This window comes from Alterinioella nitratireducens, assembly GCF_013155465.1.
In the GTDB taxonomy this organism is placed as follows: Bacteria; Pseudomonadota; Alphaproteobacteria; order Rhodobacterales; family Rhodobacteraceae; genus Alterinioella; species Alterinioella nitratireducens.
Genome location: NZ_JABJVX010000002.1, coordinates 300429 through 319502, shown reverse-complemented (window position 1 = coordinate 319502; position 19074 = coordinate 300429). Strand labels below are relative to the sequence as shown.

19 protein-coding genes are annotated in these 19074 nt (G+C 63.8%); 10 read left to right on the top strand and 9 right to left on the bottom strand.

Translation table 11 applies throughout. The annotated features are described in order from the left end of the window. Positions 1 to 161 precede the first annotated feature (161 nt). Positions 162 to 1028, top strand: coding sequence for a branched-chain amino acid aminotransferase (locus HNS34_RS04730; protein ID WP_172318543.1), 867 nt, complete (start codon positions 162 to 164; stop codon positions 1026 to 1028). A 77-nt stretch (positions 1029 to 1105) separates the two neighbouring features. Here the strand turns inward: HNS34_RS04730 and HNS34_RS04725 are convergent, their stop codons facing one another. Next, on the bottom strand, positions 1106 to 1291 hold the full coding sequence (locus HNS34_RS04725) for a hypothetical protein (RefSeq protein ID WP_172318541.1): 186 nt from the start codon (positions 1289 to 1291) through the stop codon (positions 1106 to 1108). Between the two features lie 321 nt (positions 1292 to 1612). On the opposite strand from HNS34_RS04725, the gene HNS34_RS04720 reads away from it, so the two are divergent. After that, a complete protein-coding gene (locus HNS34_RS04720; protein WP_172318895.1) occupies positions 1613 to 1954 on the top strand; it encodes a DUF2794 domain-containing protein in 342 nt (113 codons plus the stop codon). A 101-nt stretch (positions 1955 to 2055) separates the two neighbouring features. On the opposite strand, the gene HNS34_RS04715 is transcribed toward HNS34_RS04720, so the two are convergent. The 3 genes from HNS34_RS04715 to HNS34_RS04705 all read right to left on the bottom strand — a co-directional run bounded on the left by HNS34_RS04715 (position 2056) and on the right by HNS34_RS04705 (position 4809). After that, positions 2056 to 2889 (bottom strand): C40 family peptidase, encoded by an 834-nt coding sequence (locus tag HNS34_RS04715; protein WP_172318539.1) that lies wholly within the window; start codon positions 2887 to 2889, stop codon positions 2056 to 2058. Next, positions 2886 to 4271 (bottom strand): leucyl aminopeptidase family protein, encoded by a 1386-nt coding sequence (locus HNS34_RS04710; protein WP_172318537.1) that lies wholly within the window; start codon positions 4269 to 4271, stop codon positions 2886 to 2888. The genes HNS34_RS04715 and HNS34_RS04710 overlap by 4 nt, the downstream gene beginning before the upstream one ends. Positions 4272 to 4386: 115 nt before the next feature. Next, positions 4387 to 4809, bottom strand: a complete 423-nt coding sequence (locus HNS34_RS04705) for a hypothetical protein (RefSeq protein ID WP_172318535.1) — start codon at positions 4807 to 4809, stop codon at positions 4387 to 4389. 107 nt (positions 4810 to 4916) lie between these two features. Here HNS34_RS04705 and HNS34_RS04700 point away from each other — a divergent pair, with 107 nt between their 5' ends. From HNS34_RS04700 to HNS34_RS04690, 3 genes are all read left to right on the top strand, one after another. Beyond that, positions 4917 to 5567, top strand: a complete 651-nt coding sequence (locus HNS34_RS04700) for a carbonic anhydrase (RefSeq protein ID WP_172318533.1) — start codon at positions 4917 to 4919, stop codon at positions 5565 to 5567. A gap of 68 nt (positions 5568 to 5635) precedes the next feature. Beyond that, positions 5636 to 6613 (top strand): sodium-dependent bicarbonate transport family permease, encoded by a 978-nt coding sequence (locus HNS34_RS04695; RefSeq protein WP_172318531.1) that lies wholly within the window; start codon positions 5636 to 5638, stop codon positions 6611 to 6613. A 4-nt stretch (positions 6614 to 6617) separates the two neighbouring features. Then, positions 6618 to 6929, top strand: a complete 312-nt coding sequence (locus HNS34_RS04690) for a P-II family nitrogen regulator (RefSeq protein WP_172318529.1) — start codon at positions 6618 to 6620, stop codon at positions 6927 to 6929. 7 nt (positions 6930 to 6936) lie between these two features. On the opposite strand, the gene HNS34_RS04685 is transcribed toward HNS34_RS04690, so the two are convergent. Together HNS34_RS04685 and HNS34_RS04680 are read right to left on the bottom strand one after the other, a co-directional pair. Further along, positions 6937 to 8271: a hypothetical protein gene (locus tag HNS34_RS04685; RefSeq protein ID WP_172318527.1), complete on the bottom strand. Its 1335-nt coding sequence runs from the start codon at positions 8269 to 8271 to the stop codon at positions 6937 to 6939. A 12-nt stretch (positions 8272 to 8283) separates the two neighbouring features. Continuing rightward, positions 8284 to 8706, bottom strand: a complete 423-nt coding sequence (locus tag HNS34_RS04680; RefSeq protein ID WP_172318525.1) for a hypothetical protein — start codon at positions 8704 to 8706, stop codon at positions 8284 to 8286. A gap of 202 nt (positions 8707 to 8908) precedes the next feature. Between HNS34_RS04680 and HNS34_RS04675 the strand changes: the two genes are divergently transcribed. Together HNS34_RS04675 and HNS34_RS04670 are read left to right on the top strand one after the other, a co-directional pair. Further along, entirely contained in the window at positions 8909 to 9094 is a 186-nt protein-coding gene (locus tag HNS34_RS04675) for a hypothetical protein (RefSeq protein ID WP_172318523.1), read from the top strand. 94 nt (positions 9095 to 9188) lie between these two features. After that, positions 9189 to 9734 carry an SRPBCC family protein gene (locus HNS34_RS04670; RefSeq protein ID WP_172318521.1) on the top strand — a complete coding sequence of 182 codons (546 nt, stop codon included), beginning with the start codon at positions 9189 to 9191 and terminating at the stop codon, positions 9732 to 9734. A gap of 13 nt (positions 9735 to 9747) precedes the next feature. On the opposite strand, the gene HNS34_RS04665 is transcribed toward HNS34_RS04670, so the two are convergent. Together HNS34_RS04665 and HNS34_RS04660 are read right to left on the bottom strand one after the other, a co-directional pair. Continuing rightward, positions 9748 to 11421, bottom strand: a complete 1674-nt coding sequence (locus HNS34_RS04665) for a DUF4139 domain-containing protein (RefSeq protein WP_172318519.1) — start codon at positions 11419 to 11421, stop codon at positions 9748 to 9750. A gap of 173 nt (positions 11422 to 11594) precedes the next feature. Next, positions 11595 to 12617, bottom strand: coding sequence for an aspartate-semialdehyde dehydrogenase (locus HNS34_RS04660; protein WP_172318517.1), 1023 nt, complete (start codon positions 12615 to 12617; stop codon positions 11595 to 11597). 216 nt (positions 12618 to 12833) lie between these two features. Here HNS34_RS04660 and HNS34_RS04655 point away from each other — a divergent pair, with 216 nt between their 5' ends. The 3 genes from HNS34_RS04655 to HNS34_RS04645 all read left to right on the top strand — a co-directional run bounded on the left by HNS34_RS04655 (position 12834) and on the right by HNS34_RS04645 (position 18043). Then, positions 12834 to 14837, top strand: a complete 2004-nt coding sequence (locus tag HNS34_RS04655; RefSeq protein WP_172318515.1) for a calcium-binding protein — start codon at positions 12834 to 12836, stop codon at positions 14835 to 14837. Between the two features lie 270 nt (positions 14838 to 15107). Further along, positions 15108 to 16367, top strand: coding sequence for a DEAD/DEAH box helicase (locus HNS34_RS04650; protein WP_172318513.1), 1260 nt, complete (start codon positions 15108 to 15110; stop codon positions 16365 to 16367). Positions 16368 to 16507: 140 nt separating this feature from the next. Further along, positions 16508 to 18043 (top strand): calcium-binding protein, encoded by a 1536-nt coding sequence (locus HNS34_RS04645; protein WP_172318511.1) that lies wholly within the window; start codon positions 16508 to 16510, stop codon positions 18041 to 18043. 21 nt (positions 18044 to 18064) lie between these two features. Here the strand turns inward: HNS34_RS04645 and HNS34_RS04640 are convergent, their stop codons facing one another. Then, positions 18065 to 18928, bottom strand: coding sequence for a D-amino-acid transaminase (locus HNS34_RS04640; protein WP_172318509.1), 864 nt, complete (start codon positions 18926 to 18928; stop codon positions 18065 to 18067). Positions 18929 to 19074: the final 146 nt, after the last annotated feature.

The window sequence follows — 19074 nt, the reverse complement described above, 5'->3', positions numbered from 1 at the left end:
TCCCCCATGCCTCTGCTCTGGATCACAGTTTATGTCAGCCTTGTTGACTTTCCAAGAATCAATTGGTAGCGAATGGCCGGTTTGGCGAAATATTATGTCCGATACGGCCATAAGAGGCGCAACAAACCGTAAAATTGCGACCCTTGGCGAAGGATAAGACAATGAGCGCATATGACGACCGCGATGGCTACATCTGGATGGATGGCAAACTGATCCCCTGGCGCGAGGCCAATGTGCATATCCTGACCCATGCGATGCACTATGCGTCCTCGGTCTTCGAGGGCGAGCGCTGCTACAACGGCAAGATCTTCAAGTCGGTGGCGCATTCCGAGCGGTTGAAGAAATCCGCCGAGATGATCGATTTCGAGATCCCCTGGTCGGTCGAGGAGATCGAGAAGGCCAAATACGACGTGCTCAAGGCCAATGGCTGGACGGATGCCTATGTGCGCGCCGTCGCGTGGCGTGGCGTGGGCGAGGACATGGGCGTTGCCTCGGCCCGTAACCCGGTTCGTCTGGCTGTCGCGGCCTGGGAATGGGGCGCCTATTACGGTGACGCCAAGATGAAGGGCGCCAAGCTCGACATCTCCAAGTGGAAACGCCCGAGCCCCGAAACCATCCCCGTCCACGCCAAGGCCGCCGGTCTCTACATGATCTGCACCATGTCCAAGCACGCCGCCGAGGCAAAGGGCTGTTCGGACGCGCTGTTCATGGATTATCGCAACTACGTGGCCGAGGCGACGGGGGCCAATATCTTCTTTGTCCAGGACGGCGAAGTGCACACGCCGCTCGCCGATGCCTTCCTGAACGGCCTGACCCGCCAGACAGTGATCGGGATGCTCAAGGACCGTCAGATCAAGGTCCATGAACGCCATATCGAACCCGGCGAGATGGAAGGCTTCCAGCAATGCTGGCTGACCGGCACGGCGGCCGAGGTCACACCGGTGGGCCAGATCGGCGATTACAATTTCGAGGTCGGCGCCCTGACCCGCGACATCGCGGAAGGGTATGAGAGGCTGGTGCGGGAGTAGCCCTCCCCCACACCCCGACCTTCGCAGCGCATCGGGTCGCCGCGGAGGTCAGAGGGTCTTTGCGCCCGAACCGGGAATCAGCTGTTCTCCCGCTCGATCCGGGCAAACTCCTCCACCCGTTTCTGACTGTCGCGGCTGCGCGGGCGGCGTTGCAGGGCCTTGGTGGCGGCATGCGGCCCTTTCAGGCGCTCTTGACGGAGATATTCTTCCATTCTCGGTGACGATTCACGCTCGGCGGGCTTGTCGATGATGTGGCGGGACATGTGGCACCTCCTCCGATTCCATTGGCTTTCTGACCCGAGCTTAACACGGGATCTGCGATATCCGGCAACCTTGCTCGACAAAGGCGGAAACTCGGCGGGCAATGGCGGTTCGGGGGGAAGGTGTAGTCCCCGACGGCACGGACTGGGTGGGGGCAAGAAAACCGCGCCGTCGGGGGTGAGCCAATGCTCATCACTACGAGAACCGTTATGACGCCGCCGAAAGGCGAGATCAGGGTGCGCGGGCGGCAGGTGCGGGGCATCTTCGGGGCAATTGCGTGGCAGCGCTTGCGTTACGCGGGAAACAGCGCCAATCTGCCTGCAATGGTGATGCATCTACAGCCCGGCGGTGTCTTCAACCCGCTTGAAGAGGTCGCGTTCGACCGCAAGGAACTGGGCGTGATTCTGGGCCTTTACGGGCGCATGGTGGCGGCAGGCGAATGGCGCGACTACGGCATCTCGCACTTGCGCGACGTGGCCATCTTCTCGGTCTTCAAGCGCACCGCGGAACACCCGATCTACCGGATCGAGAAACGGCCCAAGCTGGCGCAGCGGCAGGGGCAGTATTCCGTCATCGGCATGGATGGCCAGATCCTGAAACGCGGCCATGACCTGAAGACCGTGCTGCGCGTGCTGGAACGCAAGCTCATCCGCGCGGTCGAGTGACCTCAGTCCTTTCATTTTGCTAAAAATACCTTGGGGAGCGCGAGGGGTGAAACCCCTCGCCCGGGTCGGCGCGCAAGCGCCGAAACCCTCACGCATTGAACCTACGGCTTCAAGAACCGCCGCCGCGCCGTGATCGGCCCGCCGCCATCCTCCTCGATCCGCGCGGCGGCCTCCTTCAACGGCTCATAGGCCACGGCCATGTGATAGGCATTCGCGTGCAAGAGCATCCGCTCATTCGCCATGAAGCCGATATGCCCCTCCCAGAACACGAGGTCGCCGCGCACCAGAGGCTCACCATGATAGAGGTCGCGGCCAAGCGCCATCTGCTGGTCGCTGTCGCGCGGGCAGTCGATGCCGCAGGCCATGAGCGCCATCTGCACCAGCCCGGAACAGTCGATCCCCCACCGGCTGTTGCCGCCCCAGAGGTAGGGCGTGCCGAGGAACAGGTCCGCGACCCCGACCGGATCGGCAAAGCGCGCCTTGATCGGCTGCAGATGCGGGCGCGGGATGAAATGGCCGGTATGGATGCGCAGATGCGCCTCGCGCTCGGCCACCACCTTGACCGGTGAACCGAAGAAGATCGAGACCTCGGGCGGCACCTTCAGATGCGCCTTGGGATAGAGATGGGTCGCGGGGGCCGTAACCCAATGCGTGGGGGCCTCGGGGCTGGCCAGCGCGCCGGTCAGAACATAGCCCACCTGCCCGTCGCGTTCGGCCTGGCCGAAGCTGAAGCCGTCATAGGTCTCCAACTCGCGGAACACCTCGCCGAACAGAAGCTGGCTGACCCGCCGCCCGCGCGGCGCGTCGGTGATGTTGGCCATCGGCTGCTGCACCATCAGGCGGCGGCCTTCGACAAAGCGCTCGGCCTCGACCTCGCCTTTCAGCGAGACATGGGCGACACGGCCATTCGACGGGGTGACGCGCGGGTCGCTCATGACACGATACCCTGGCGCAATGCCGCGAAAATGGCGCGCGCCGCCTGCCCGGCGCCACCCTTGGGCCGGGCGGGGGCCGCGTCGGGCTGCCAGCCGTAGATGTCGAAATGCGCGAAACGCGGGGTGCCTTGCGCGAAGCGCCGCAGGAACAGCGCCGCCGTGATGGAGCCCGCGAATCCCCCCTTGGGCGCATTGTCCAGGTCGGCGATCCCCGGTTCGATCATCGCCTCGTAGGGCGCGTGGAACGGCATCCGCCAGAGCGGATCGGACTGCGCCCGCCCTGCCGTCATCAACGCCTCGGCCAGCGCATCGTCATCGGTGTAGAACGGGGCGAGGTCCGGCCCGACCGCCACCCTTGCGGCGCCGGTCAGCGTCGCCATGCAGATCATCAGATCAGGCGGGGTTTCCGCCGCCAGCGCCAGCGCGTCGGCCAGCACCAGACGGCCTTCCGCGTCGGTATTGTTGATCTCGACCGTCAGCCCGTTGCGCGCGGTCAGAATATCGCCGGGGCGGAAAGCATTGCCCGCAACGCTGTTCTCCACCGCCGGGATCAGCACCCGCAGGCGCAGCGGAAGGCCCGCCCCCATGATCATCCGCGCGAGGCCGAGGACAGTGGCCGAGCCGCCCATGTCCTTCTTCATCAGCCCCATCGACGACCCCGGCTTGAGGTTCAGACCGCCGGTGTCGAAACAGACCCCCTTGCCGACCAGCACCAGCGCCGGCCCCTGGCTGCCCCAAGACATGTCAATGAGACGCGGGGCCGAGGCCGAGGCGCGGCCAACGGCGTGGATCATCGGAAAGTTCTGGTCGAGCAGATCGTCGCCCGCGATCACCGAGACCGTCGCGCCGTGATCCTTTGCCAGCGCCCGCGCGGCGGCCTCAAGCTGCTCCGGTCCCATATCCGAAGTCGGCGAGTTGATCAGGTCGCGGGTCAGGTATTCGCCCGCCGCCATGTGCTCCAGCAGCGCGGTATCGACCCCTTCGGGGCCGACCAGCGCGGCCTTCGCCGCGGGGTTGGACCTGTAGCGGTCGAAACGGTAGCAGGCCAGCAGGTAGCCAAGGGCGGCTTCCTCGGCCTCGGCCTGTGGAAGGCCCTGTTCCAGTTGGTAGAGCCCCTCCGGCAATCCGGCGATCGCGGCCCCCAGGGCGAAGCGCTTGCGGGCGCGCGCTTCCTCGGTCCCGCGTCCCGCCAAAACGCCCGCGATGCCCCCCTCAGGGCCGGGATAGGCGCAGGTCTGACCAAGATCGGCTGCAAACCCCTGCGCCCCGACCCAGGCGCGTGCGGCATCCGGCAGCCTGTCCAGATGCGGGGCCAGCGCGTCGGGCGCAAGCGGGGTTACGGGAATGGCATCGGAGGTGGCGGGAGAAAATCGGGGGCTCATCACGGTCCGTCAGGTTGGGATTTCGGCGACAGCCTAACGACACGAGCGGCCACTGCAAGCCGGATCGGCGCACTACGGGCGTGTGATCCTCCAACACAAGGCGGGCCCCCGGCCCTCAGCCCGACAGGTCCTCCAGATCCCAGATCGCGCGGATCGACCGGTCGCCCACCCGCATCAGCCTTGCATGGGTGGACATGAGGGCCACGACATCGGCCCGGTGCAGACAGGCCAGCACATCGCGCCCCACGCGGGCCAGCGTCGCCATGCCGATATGGTCCGAGGTCGCGACCAGCGCCCGCAGCACGCGGGCCAATCGGTCGGCATCCGATATCGGGTCGATCTGCGCGACCTTGTCCAGCTGCGCGGTCAAGTCCTCCAAGGCGCGCGCAACCTCATGTTCGGCGCGCAGCTCTCCGATCTCATCGCAAAGGCGTTCCAGCCGGTCGGGATTGAACCGCGCGGGTTCCTCCGGTTTCAATACTGTTACGGGCCGCTTCATCATCCACTCCACTTCCGCCCCCACGGATGCCGCCACCATCGCCGCGCATGTTGAAGAAAGCGTTGAGGCCGCGCCAAGAAAAGGCTCGAAATTACATGGAATGCCTAGTATCCGAAGGGTTCAGTCAACAGGGAAGAGGTCCCCCGATGTCGCATGTCTCGCCGCTGCCCGCCTACCTCATTCGCCGCTACCAGGCATGGAAGGCCACCACCTATGCCGAGAACCACGCCTGGTTCCAGCGCCTGGCCGAGGAAGGCCAGCGCCCGCGCGCCATGGTGATTTCCTGTTGCGACAGCCGGGTGCATGTCACCTCGATCTTCGGCGCGGAAACGGGTGAGTTCTTCATCCACCGCAACATCGCCAACCTGGTCCCGCCCTATGAGCCCGATGGCGACCACCACGGCACCTCGGCAGCGGTGGAATACGCCGTCAAGGCGCTGAAGGTCTCCAATATCCTGGTGCTCGGCCATTCCCGCTGCGGCGGGGTGCAGGGCTGCATCGACATGGTGTCGGGCAACGCGCCCGAGCTTGAGGAAAAGGAGAGCTTCGTGGGCCGCTGGATGGATATCCTGCGCCCCGCCTGCGAGGGCACCGCCGAGATCACCGACAAGGCCGAACGCCAGACCGCGCTGGAGAAGAAGGGCGTGCTGGTGTCACTGGACAACCTGATGAGCTTTCCCTTCGTCGCCGAGGCAGTGAAGGAAGACCGTCTCAGCCTGCATGGGCTGTGGAAGGAAATTTCCAGCGGGGCCTTGGAAATGTATGATCCCGACGCTAATTCCTTCGTGAAAGTGTAAGGTATTTCCGTCCCGCAGCCGTCGGGGTCCGGGGGGACCGGTCCGACCTGGGCTGGAAAGGGAGGGAAATGGACGCGATCCTGTCGCTGGCGGCGGATAACCTGCTGTCGCCGATCATCCTGTCATTCGTATTGGGGCTTGCCGCGGCCTATGCGCGCTCGGACCTCAGTGTGCCCGAGGCCGTGGCCAAGGGCCTGTCGCTCTACCTGCTCTTCGCCATCGGCTTCAAGGGCGGGGCCAGCGTGGCGGCGCATGGCATCGACCAGACGCTGATCCTGTCGCTGGTCGCGGGGCTGGTGCTGTCCTTCTCCATCCCGGTCGTCGCCTTCGGGCTGTTGCGGGTGATGTCCGGGCTGGACACGGTCGATGCGGCGGCGGTGGCGGCGCATTACGGCTCGATCTCGATCGTGACCTTCGTGGCCGGGTCGTCGGTGCTGACTTCGGCGGGGCTGGAGGGCGAGGGCTACATGGTCGCCGTCGCCGCCGTGATGGAGGCCCCCGCGATCCTCTCGGCGCTCTGGCTGATCGCGCGCAGCGGCGCGCGCCGCGCGATGGATGGCGAGCTGATGCGCGAGGTGATGCTCAATGGCTCCATCGTCCTCCTGGTGGGCGCGTTCCTCATCGGCTGGATCACGGGGGCCGACGGGCTGGCGCAAATCGAAAGCTTCATCGTGGCGCCGTTCCTGGGCGTGTTGTGCCTGTTCCTGCTGGATATGGGGCTGGTCGCGGGGCGGGGCTTGCGGCAATCGGCGCGCCTGCTGACGCCGGGGCTGTTGCTTTTCGGCGTGGTCATGCCGCTGATCGGCAGTCTCGCGGGCCTTGCGGCGGGCATGCTGATCGGGCTGTCGGCGGGCGGCGTGTCACTGTTCATGATATTGGCGGCCTCGGCCTCGTATATCGCGGTTCCGGCGGCGATGCGCGTGGCGCTGCCCGAGGCGAACCCGTCGATCTACCTGACGCTCTCGCTTGGCGTGACATTCCCCTTCAACCTGACCTTGGGCATACCGATCTACCTGGCCATTGCCCGCATCGCGACCGGAGGCTGACCCCATGCAGACCCACAAGGCAAAACGGGTGGAGATCATCATCGAGGCGGTGATGGAGAAGCGGCTGACCGACGCATTGGAAGGCGCGGGCGTGACCGGGTTCACCGTCCTGCCGGTGCGCGGCGGATCGGGCCGGTCGGGGGCCTGGAGCCGCGCCGGACAGGTCAGCCGCGCGGGCGGCATGTCCTGCGTCGTCAGCCTGATCCGCCCCGAAAAGCTCGACCCGCTGCTGGAAGCCGCCTTCAAGGTGGTCGAGCGCCATATCGGCGTGGTCAGCGTGACAGATTGCGACGTGCTGCGGGCGGAGCGGTTTTGACCGCGCCTTAACCACTGATTGGGAAGTGGCTGCTATAGCGCCAGGCACGTTCTTCTGATCGCTTGCCGGTTATCGTGATGTCTCTGACGTGTTCAGACCAGAGTGAAAGCAGCACGCCCCGCGCCCCTTCTCCTTGAGGCATAGGGATCTCTACAATATGGCCAGTGTCATCCTTCCACATGGCGATGGAGTGGTTTGGATCATGATGCCCTTGTCTGTTCGACCGTTCAATCAACCCGTAGGACGTGAAGGTCAGCACTGAACTACCGGGATCGTCCGCAAGGTTCGATGCGTATTGCGCGGGCCATCGGCTGCGGATCTGTGGCCCGTCAAGCAACAATGCAAAGATCAGATTGGGGGCAACAGCGCGCAGAATCTCGTGGCAAGGATCCGAGCGTGCAAGTTCCTCGCAGATCAGCACCGAGAAGGCCGAGGCCTTGCGAAACCGGTGAAAATGCAACTCGCGCCGACCCAAGGGCGTGTTCTCCCACCAGTTCTGGACTTTCGGATTAAGCGCTGAGGAAAGCGCATACGCCTCCACCTGCCGACGATCCATGCGCCAGCGGTGATGTTTACGACGGCTGTTAGTTACATAAAAGGAGGCGGCATTCTTGTCGTCCCAAACCCGAGTAACAACATGGTTGCCCGCTTGCCCATAACAATTGTCGCTGCTGCCCGAGATAACAAACTCAAGCTTGGGTTCGATCGTCTTCAACAACGCGCAGATCTGGTCGAAGAGTTTATAATCCAATGCATATTCCGGCAGCACAACAGCGTTTACACATCGCGATTGCTGCCGGGCCGCCAAGAGCAGTTTCTTGCAATCGCTCAGGAATTTGGCCCGTGCCTGCTCGGATCTGATCCATGTCTGGTGCAGTTCGAAATTGTCCCAACGCCATTTGTCGCGCTGTAGCTCGGCAGATGTCCTTGAGCCATTGTCATGCGGGACAAAATCCAGCGCCCTCAGCCTGCGCGGCTCTGGAATCAACAGAATATCGAGCGTTTCGTCATCCTCATTTGGTGCGCTCTTCTTGCCAAGCCCCGCCCAATGGCACCGGACTTCACCACGCCCGGGCAGCAGGGATAGGTTGCGCGACAAATTGCGAACGGTCGCCCCCACTGGAGCAACCCGCATCTTTGGCAAAACACAAGTGACGCTGGAATCGGCCATAAGACACAGGCTTGCAGGTGGGCGAAAGTCACGCTCTTCTTCTTCAGCTTCTTTTTCCTTGACCAAGTATTTAGACAGCACCCAATCTTCAAAAGGGCTCTCGGGGATCCTTTTGCCGTCCTTGTCTTTCAGGATCCGATTACAGGCCATATCTGCGATCATGGTCAGCATAAGTGCGGGCTTCTACCAGTCCGGTGGGCACTCTGGCGCGCTCTCATAGATCGCGGGTGAAGTCGGGCTGTCCCATTCTTCCAACAGCGATTGCCAAAGCTCAGTGACAAATTCCAGCGGGTTGCTGACGGGGTCCGATAAGATTGTCCGCCATTTACTTGCGGCTTCATCCGCAGCGTCACGATCTGCGCGGGTGATTATGAACTGGCACTCTTCATACCCTGATCCATCCGGCGCAGGATCAAAGTAGGAGATCACGCTGCCGACTTTGCACAGATGGGCAGCAACCGCGAACATATCGAGCGGGAACAGCGGCGGGCGCGTCCAGGCGGCGTGAACACTATTCGGGTCCAACTCTGGCACATCGGGTGGGTTGGTACCTTTCGGTAAAACGCGCGTGATCACACTGCCGACGGTTTGAGAATCTTCGCGCATTCTGTTACTTTCGGATTATTCAATTTGGGGCATAAAGGCTGAAATCGGCGTGCCGTGCACGATTTTTTTACGAATTTTCGCCGATAATGCCCTGTTATGGCCACGAACAGGCTATATCTGTAGACAGGGATTTCTTCCGGGCGTAGGCTCCGCAGCAGGCGGGGCGTCAATGCCGCCCGTTCATTTTGAGACGGAGAATTAGATGCCATACGACCGCTCGGCAGCCACCATCGCTCGTGAAAGACGAACAATGGAGTCCGACCTGGAAAGCAGCTTGGACAAGATTATTGAGGTATACTCGGGTTTGCTTGGGCCCGATGCCAGTGGCGCAGATCTGGACAAAGTGGCGCTCAAGAACAGCCTCAAGGAACAGTTTCGGGCGGCCTAAGCCGGTTGCGCGCGTTCACCCCTACCGAGCCCTTCTGACACATTGCGCAACCTGTGCTATACCGGCCTGATCCTTAGCATCCGGAGCCTCCCCCATGCGCATGCTCAAACGAATCACTCTTGGCCTGTTCATCGTGGTCGCGGTCTTCACCGCCATCGCCTACCTGCTGCCACGCCATGTCATTGTAGAGCGTCAGGTCACCATCGACGCCCCGCCCGAGGAGGTGTTTCCTTTCGTGAACTCGCTGCAAAGCGGCACCGAATGGTCGCCCTGGACGGTGCGCGACCCGGATATGGAGGTCACGTTCGAGGGGCCCGAGGAAGGCGTCGGCAACACCATGGTCTGGCGCTCTGATGTCGATACGGTCGGCAATGGCCGCCAGGAGATCGTCGAAAGCATCGAGAATGAACGCGTCGAGACGCTGCTCGATTTCGGCGATATGGGCACCGCCGATGCCTGGATCGACCTGGAGGATGTCGGGGGCGGCACGCAGGTTACCTGGGGCCTTGATGTCGATATGGGGATGAACCCGATCGGGCGCTGGATGGGGCTGATGATGGATCGGCTGGTCGGCCCCGATTACGAGGCCGGTCTGATGAACCTTCAGGATATCGTGGAGGAGGGCCAGGGCGACACCTGACCCTCACCCCGGATCAGGGCCGCCAGTCCAGCACCTCGCCCTCGGGCCAGGAGAACTCCACATCCATGCGGATCGTCCGGGTCTCGCCGGGCTCCAGCGTCAGCTCCCAGGCATGCACCCCGCGCTGGCCGTCCACATCGCGCGCGTCCGGCGTGACGCTCAGGTCGAGGTCAAGCTCCAGCTCCTCCTGCTCGGCGAAGGGCACGGCATAGAGCAGGCGCACCTCCTCGGCCTCGTCGGACGTATTCTCGACCGAGAACTCGACCGCGCGCACTTGCGTGTCGGCACTGGTGAAAATCCCGGTCTGCCCCTCGTCGCGGGACAGATCGCGCCAGTCCAGTTGCAGGTGATCCAGCGCACCGAAGGCCAGGTCGGTCTCGGCCCCGTCGGCCAGAAAGCCAAGCTGTGCCTCGCCCAACAGCTCACCATCCCGGTAGAAGGCCGCGTTGCCCGAAAGCAGCGCCTCGCCGCTGTCATTCTCGACTTCGGCCACCAGGAAGGCGGTGGCGTCATGGCGTGGCACGGCGCGGTTGGTCAGGTCGACATCGAAGCTCAGCGTATCCAGCGGCTGGCGGCTGCTGTCGCGCGGCGTGATCGTCACCGCACCGGGCAGCCTGTAGGTCAGCGAGGCCCCCACGGCCTGCACCTCCACCGGGGCCATATCGGCCGCCGGGGCCGGAGAGGGCCTTGCCAGCGTGGTGTTGAAACCACCCGCATTGCCATTGCCGAGCTGGACAATGCCGAAACCGACGCCCCGGCTTTCCTCAGTCTCGGGCGGGTGGATGCGGGCCGGTTGCGGGCTCAGATCGCTCGGCGCGCGCTCACGCCCCGGATCGGCGGTCGAGACCGAGACCCCCACATCGTGCCAGCGTTCATTGCCGGTGAGTTGCAGCGTGACGGCGCGTTCCACGGCCAGCTCCTCCGCCGTGCTGTCCAGCCGCAGCGTGTAGACCGGCGACCAAGTGGCGGCGGTCGAGAAATGGCTGAGCGTCAGGGTCACATCGGCCTCGGCCTCGGCGCTGACGGGCACGCGCATGACCGTCACCGAGGTGCCGAACGGGTAGAGCTCGTTCAGCGCGGTGCGCGCGGCATTGAGGTCGGTATTCACCTCGGCAAGCTCTTCGCGCAGCGCGGTCTGTTCCTCTTCGGCCAGTCGCGCGGCCTCGGCGACATTGGCCATCTGGGTGCCGAGCGTGGTCAGCATCTGGCCCAACAGCTCGGGTTCGGTCGGAAACGGCGCCGCGTTGTCGCCGCCAGCGGTCACGCTTTGCAGATAGGCGCGTTGCAGGGCGGCGGCCTGGACGGCGGCACCGGCCTCGGCAATGCGGGCATTCACCGCGTCGACCCGGTCCTCAAGGTCTTCGACCCGCGCGCGGGCCGCGGCAACGTCCGGCCCGTCCAGCGCGCCTTCCTCGATCGGATGCGCGGTCTCGACGCTGTAGCTGCCCAGGGTCACGGGGCCAGTGCCCGCGATATCCGCGCGCTGCAACTGCACGCCCGAGGGCAGCGCCAGCAACACGTCATGGTCGCCTTGCGGAACGGTCAGGCTGACCTCGCGCACGATCTCGGTCACGCCGCCGAGAAACACGGTCGCTTCGGTCACGTCGGCGCGGACAAGGAATTCATCCGCCTGCGCGGCGAAGGGGAGGGTGGCGCAAATCGCCGTGGTCAAGAGAAGTCGTTTCATTGCAATAAATATCCTTCATATGGGTTCAGACAGCATCAGCCCCGACTTGCGCCCAAAATAAGGGCGAAGGTCCGGGTGTCCGGTGTCGACTATAGCATATGACGGACAGGACCGCCCGATCCTTGGCCGGGCGGTCTTTTTTTTCGACGGACGCAGCAATCGTCCCGAAACGGTCAGCCCTTCTTCAGCACCCGGTTGCCAAGCGTCTCGGCGATCTGCACCGCGTTCAGGGCCGCGCCCTTGCGCAGGTTGTCGCTGACGCACCAGATATTCAGCCCGTTCTCGATGGTCGAATCCTGGCGGATGCGGCTGATGAAAGTGGCGAAATCGCCGACGCATTCCACGGGCGTGACATAGCCGCCATCCTCGCGCTTATCGACCACCAGGATACCGGGGGCCGTGCGCAGGATGTCGCGGGCCTCTTCCTCGTCCAGGAACTCCTCGAATTCGATATTGATCGCCTCGGCATGACCGACAAAGACCGGCACTCGCACGCAGGTGGCCGTCACCTTGATGGAGGGATCGACGATCTTCTTCGTCTCGACCACCATCTTCCATTCTTCCTTGGTCTGGCCGTCCTCCATGAACACGTCGATATGCGGAATCACGTTGAAGGCGATCTGCTTGGGGTAGACCTTGGGGGCCCTCTCTTGGCCCGGCACATACATGCCCTTGGTCTGGTCCCACAGCTCGTCAATCGCCTCTTTCCCCGAGCCGGAAACCGACTGGTAGGTCGAAACCACCACCCGCTTGATCTTCGCCCGGTCATGCAAGGGCTTCAGCGCCACCACCATCTGCGCGGTCGAGCAATTGGGGTTCGCGATGATGTTCTTCTTGGCATAGCCATCGACCGCCTCGGGGTTCACTTCCGGAACCACCAGCGGCACGTCGGGGTCGTAGCGGTAGAGCGAGGAATTGTCGATCACGATGCAGCCCGCCTTGGCCGCCTTGGGGGCGTATTGCTTGGTCGCGTCCGAACCGATGGCAAAGAGCGCGATATCCCACCCGGTGAAGTCGAACTGGTCCAGGTCCTTGGTCTTGAGCGTCTGATCGCCAAAGGACACCTCGGTGCCCAGAGACCTGCGCGAGGCCAGCGCCGCGATCTCGTCGACCGGGAACTGGCGTTCGGCCAGAATGTTCAGCATTTCGCGACCCACATTGCCCGTGGCGCCGACGACGACAACTTTGTAACCCATGGTCCTGCTCCTTCTCGTCAGGGATCACGCGCCTCATATGCCAGTGCGCGACGAAGGGAAAGGGCCGGTCGGGACCGTCGCGGGAGGGGTGGGCACGCGCGGCAACGGAAACAGTGCCGGTGATTGTTTCCACGATGGAAATAGCCGGGGGGGGGGTAAAATCGTTAAGATTGTAACCGACTGAGTCGCAAGTATTGGGTATCGGGGGGTTTTTCGATGGGGTTTGAACTGGCATTGCCGCTTTTGCTGGCGGTTCTTGGAATGGCGTTCCTGTTTGACAGCAGCGATGACGACTCAGAGGAACCCGCAGGCCCGTCCGGCCCTTCGCCCAATGGCGCGACCGATGGCGACGATACCCTCTATGGCGGGCCGGGCGATGACGATATTTCGGGCCTTGCCGGGAATGACCTACTCTGGGGTTATGACGGCAATGACCGGCTGGATGGCGATGGGGGCGATGACACGGTTCATGGAGGCCCCGGCGATGACACCGTTCTGGGCGGGTTCGGGTCACACCTGCTCTATGGCGGGGACGGCAACGACTCGGCCGATGGCGGCGCCGCGAATGACAGCCTGTGGGGCGGGGCCGGGGATGACAGCCTGCAAGCCGGCACCGGAAACGACTTTGCCTCCGGCGGCACCGGCAACGACTGGCTGAGCGGCGGCAATGGCGAAGGGGCCGACACGCTACTGGGCGGCTTCGGTGACGATACCGTGTTCGGCAACAACGGCGAGGACAGCCTCGAGGGCAATGCAGGCGATGACAGCATCGGCGGCGGCAACGGCGATGACACGATCCGTGGCGGCACCGGGAACGATGCGCTTTTAGGCGGTCGTGACAACGACCTCATCGACGGTGACGCGGGGGACGACACGATCAATGGCGGCGCGGACGACGATACCATCAATGGCGGCATCGGGAATGACAGCCCTTATGGGGGCCCTGGCGATGACAGGGTGAACGGCGAGGCGGGCGACGATCTTGTCGCAGGCGGCACCGGCGATGACCAGCTTTCCGGAGGTGGGGGCAGCGATACCCTGCTGGGTGGCATCGGCAACGATTCAATCACGGATGGAGAAGACGGCCTGACCGCCAGCAGCGATGTGCTGGATGGCGGGGCCGGGGATGATACGCTGTCTGCCGCTGGCGGGGGGGATCTGTTCCTCGGTGGGTACGGAAACGACTGGATCAGTTCCAATGATAACACGTCCGGACCTGTGGGCGATGCCGATGATACGGTCTTTGGCGGGAACGGCGATGACACGCTGAGCGGCGACCGCAGCGACACTCTGTCCGGCGATGACGGTGTCGACACATTCATCGTCAGAAGCGATGACCCGGTCGACAGACCCGACGGCAGCGGCAATGGCATCGGAACCGTCACGATCACCGATTTCGACCCGGCGACAGAATCCCTGACCCTGGTGCACCAGGATATCGGCAGCGACGCCGACACTCCGGTCAGCTTTACCACCCGCGACAGCGCAGATGGCACGGCGTTGGAGATCGTCAACGGCGATCATGTGCTTGTGCGGCTTGAGGGCCTCTCGACGGCGGATGATGTCACCTACGACCTGCTTCTGGCCGACCCTTTCGTGGAGAATGACGTGGAAGGCGATAACGGCGTGAATTTCGTCCTCAATGGTCAGGAGGGCACCGTCAGTCTGGGCGACGGACCGAATACCATCGCCGGATCCGACGACGACGATATCGTGATTTCAGGCGATGGAGACGACTCCATCAGCGGCGGGGCCGGGGATGACATGATCGTGCTTGGCGAAGGTGACGATGTCGCGGATGGCGGCGACGGCAATGACACAATCCTGGCCGACACCCCCGCGCCCCATCTGGGAGGTGGCAGCGGGTCGGACACGATAGACGGCGGGGCGGGCGATGACGAGATCATCATCGGGGCCACGACCGGCAATCTGCTGACTGGCGGCGAGGGAAGTGACAGCTTCACCTTCGATGGGGTGCGGGACGACAACGCCACCATCACCGATTTCGACGCCGGGACGGAGAGCCTCACCTTCCAACTCGACCTGCCGCAAGCGGTGATCGACCTCGGCCCTGTTACCTATACGCTGGCCGACAATGGCGCGGGCGGCAGCACCGTGGTCCTGACTCTGCCCGATGGCGCGACGGTGTCCCCGGTAACGCTGGATGGTGTGCCGCCGACCGCCTCGATTGACGTCACGGTGGAGATCACCGCCGTTTAACCAAATGGTCACAGTGCTTGACTTATGCTGCGTTTGCACACATGTGTTGCGCCAAGCCTGCCCTGCCGCGTGAGCATGCGCGCCGTTGATCGGCGCAGTCAGGCCCCGAAATTCCCCCAGCCCCCATCACGCAGGGTCTGACGGCCCGGACGGACCAGCGGGATACGCCCGTTTGTCGAGACCCTGGCCGCACCCTTCGCGGCTCCGGCGCCTGCCGGGGCAATGCAGTTACACACCCCGCGCGCGACCTCGCGCCGGAAAGGAATAGATTTGTTCGACTTCGACATGCTCGGCCTCTCGCCGACCCTTCTGACCGCCATCAAGCAGGCCGGTTACGACCAACCCACCCCGATCCAGAACCAGGCCATCCCGCTGGCGCTGGACGGTCATGACGTCATGGGCCTGGCCCAGACCGGCACCGGCAAGACCGCGGCCTTTGGCCTGCCGCTGGCCGAGATGCTGCTGAACGATCCTGGCCGCCCCGACCCGAAATGCGTCAAGGCGCTGATCCTGGCCCCCACGCGTGAACTGGTGAACCAGATCGCCGAGAACCTGAAGCTTTACGTCAAGGGCTCCCGGCTCAAGGTCGGCACGGTGGTGGGCGGGCAGTCCATCAACAACCAGATCCGGTTCCTGGCCCGTGGCATCGACATCCTCGTCGCCACGCCGGGGCGCCTGATCGACCTGATGGACCGCCGCGCCGTGCGGTTGGACCAGGCGAAATTCCTGGTGCTGGACGAGGCCGACCAGATGCTCGACATGGGCTTTATCCACGCGCTGCGCCGGATCGCGCCGGAACTGGGCACGCCGCGCCAGACCATGCTGTTCTCGGCCACCATGCCGAAACAGATGGAGGAGTTGAGCGCCGCCTACCTGACCAACCCGCGCCGGGTGCAGGTCGCCCCTCCGGGCAAGCCTGCCGACAAGGTGACGCAGAGCCTGCATTTCGTTCCCAAGACCGAAAAACCCGTCAAGCTGCGCGAGCTTCTGAACCGTCACCCCGACACGCTGTCCCTCGTCTTTTCGCGCACCAAGCACGGGGCGGAAAAGCTGATGAAGGGGCTGGTCAAGGATGGCTACAACGCCGCCTCGATCCACGGCAACAAGAGCCAGAACCAGCGCGACCGCGCCATCAAGGGGTTCCGCGAGGGGGCGGTCAAGATCCTGGTCGCAACGGATGTGGCCGCGCGCGGCATCGACATCCCGGATGTGCGCACGGTCTATAATTACGACCTGCCGGAAGTGCCCGACAACTACGTCCACCGCATCGGTCGCACCGCGCGGGCGGGCAAGGACGGAGAGGCGATCGCGTTCTGCTGCGCCGAGGAGGTCGGCCTGCTGAACCAGATCGAGAAGGTCATGAAGAAGGACATTCCGGTCGCCTCGGGCCGCAAGCCGGAAGAGGTCAAGGTTGACAAGCCCACGCGCGGGGGCGGTGGCCGTCGCGGCGGGCGGCCCCAGGGCAAACCCGCAGGGGTGGGCGCGCCGTCCGGCAATCGCCGCCGCAGAAGCCGCAAACCGGCGGCCTGATAAGGGGGGCGCGGCCCGTCGACGGGCCGCGCAAGCGCTCGGTCGATCGAGCGCAACCCCGTCGTTACGGGAAACAGTCCACGACAATTGTTTCCCGTTTCGATATGGCAAACCGTTAATGCTCTGTTAACCTCCTCAGATTGCTTGAGTTTTCTTTGGGGTTTTTCGTGATGGGTGGTGAACTTGTCCTGTTGCCGATTCTGGCGCTTCTGGGCCTGGCGTTTCTCTTCGATGACGGAGGCTCCGATTCCGAGGAACCGGCCCCGTCCGGTGACGGCTCCGAAGGGGGCGGCGGCGGCTCAGGCGGCGGCAATTCAACCGGTTTTTTCCTGACCGACAGCGACGACTCGGTCACTCTCCAAGGCGGGGAAGGCACCGTCTTCGCGGGCGACGGCAACGACACCGTCACCGGTTCGCTGCTGGATGATATCGTGAATGGCGGCGACGGGGCCGACTACCTGACCGGGCAGGATGGCAACGACACCCTCAGCGGCCAGCGCGGCTTCGACAATCTGCGCGGCATGGATGGCGATGACCTGCTGGATGGTGGGTTCGGCAATGACGACATCCGCGGCGCGGGCGGCAAGGACACGCTCGTTGGCGGCGAGGGTGATGACTACCTCTGGGGCGGGCCCGATTCCGACCGGATCGAGGGCGGCGCGGGCGACGACCTGATGGACGGCTCGGGCGGCAATGACGATATGCGCGGCGGAGACGGCGATGACACGCTGAACGGGCAAGGCAACAATGACCTGCTGGCGGGCAATGACGGCGATGACAGCCTGCACGGCGGTGGGCAGAATGACACGCTTTACGCCGGGGCCGGCACCGACACGCTGGTTGGCGGAACGGGCATCGACAGTGTCCTTGGCGGCGACGGCGACGACCTGCTTTATGCCGGGACGCAGGACGGGCTCTCCACCGATGACGGCGACTATGTGCGCGATGTGTTCGGCGGCAATGACACGCTGATCGGCGACAACGGCGACGATTACCTGGATGGCGGGCGCGGCGATGACAGCCTCGTCGGAAATGGCGGCGATGATTTCTTGCAGGGTCGCAACGGCAATAACGTGCTGGAGGGTGGCGACGGTAACGACACCATGAACGGCTCGGGCGGCGAAGACACGCTGAGCGGCGGCGATGGAAACGACCTGATGCGCGGCCAGGGTGGCGACGACACGCTCAATGGCGGTGACGGCAATGACCGGCTCGATGGCGGCCGCGGTGCAGACGTCATCGACGGTGGTGCGGGCAATGACACCCTAAGGGGGGATGAGGACCTGTCGACAGGTTCCACAGCCGCCCCGGACACCCTGATCGGCGGCGAAGGCAGTGACATCATCTATACAAGCGAAGGCGACATCGTCGACCTGAGTGAGTCCAGCCAGGCGATGGACGAACTGCGTATCGGCCCGGGCATTGCGCCGTTCGACCCGGTCCAGGTCTCGGCCTTCGACCCGGCCAACGATGTTCTGGCGGTCCGGGTTCGCGGCGGTGATCCGTCCGCGCCCCCCGAAATCACCTTCGAAGAACGCGGCACCGGCACGGCCGATCAATCTCTTGCGGTTGCAGTGGATGGCATTGTCGTAGCCGAGCTGGCCTCACTGACGGCGGCGGATATCCCCGATCTCACCATCGACGCGCAATGGAATACGGTCGCCTTCGGGGCTTGAATCAACGCGGCAAGGTGGCGCTCAGACCGCCGCCTTGCGCATCTCCTCAAGGTAAATCTCGCGGATGCGCGTGGCCATTTTCCCGACATTCCCGTCACTTACGGGTTTTCCGTCGATCTCGACCACGGGCATGACGAAGGCCGAGGCGGAGGTGATGAACGCCTCCCGCGCGGCTTGCGCCTCTTCAATGGTGAAGGGCCGTTCCTCGACCCTTATCTGCGCCTCGCGGGCAAAGCGCAACACGGCGGCGCGGGTGATGCCGTGCAGGATGTCGTTGGAGAGCTGCCGGGTGACGATGGTGCCGTCCTGCGTCACGATATAGGCGTTGTTAGAGGTTCCTTCCGTGACGAACCCGTCCTCGACCATCCAGGCATCGTCACAGCCCGCCGCCTTGGCCATCATCTTGCCCATCGAGGGGTAGAGAAGCTGCACCGTCTTGATATCGCGCCGGGCCCAACGTTGATCCTCGATCGAGATGATCTTGAACCCTTTGCGGGCCACGGGGTTATCCGCCAGCCCCGGCTTGTCTTGCGTAAACAAGACGATAGTGGGGGGGGTATCCTCGGCCGGAAAGACGAAATCGCGGTCGCCATCCGAGCCGCGCGTGACCTGAAGGTAGATCAATCCGTCGGTGATGTCATTCCTGCGCACCAATTCGCGGTGGATTTCCAGAAGCGCCTCCCTGGTGGTCGGATTGGCCATCTGAAGTTCACCCAGGGACCGCTGCAACCGCGCCGCATGGCCGTCGAAATCAATCAGTTTTCCGTCCAGAACCGAGGTCACTTCATAGACGCCATCGGCAAAGAGAAAGCCGCGGTCGAAGATCGAGACCCTGGCCTCGGTCTCGGGCAGATACTCTCCGTTCACATAGACGGTGCGGGGCATGGCGCGGGCTCCTTTTCGCTGCGGCTTGGCCTGTCATCGAGCAGGGCGCGGACGGGGTCAAGCGTTTACGTTTTTGCCAGGTTTGTCCGGTATTCCTGACAACAATGTCAGAAATCAAGCCGCCGGTCGGCCCCGATCCGCGAGAT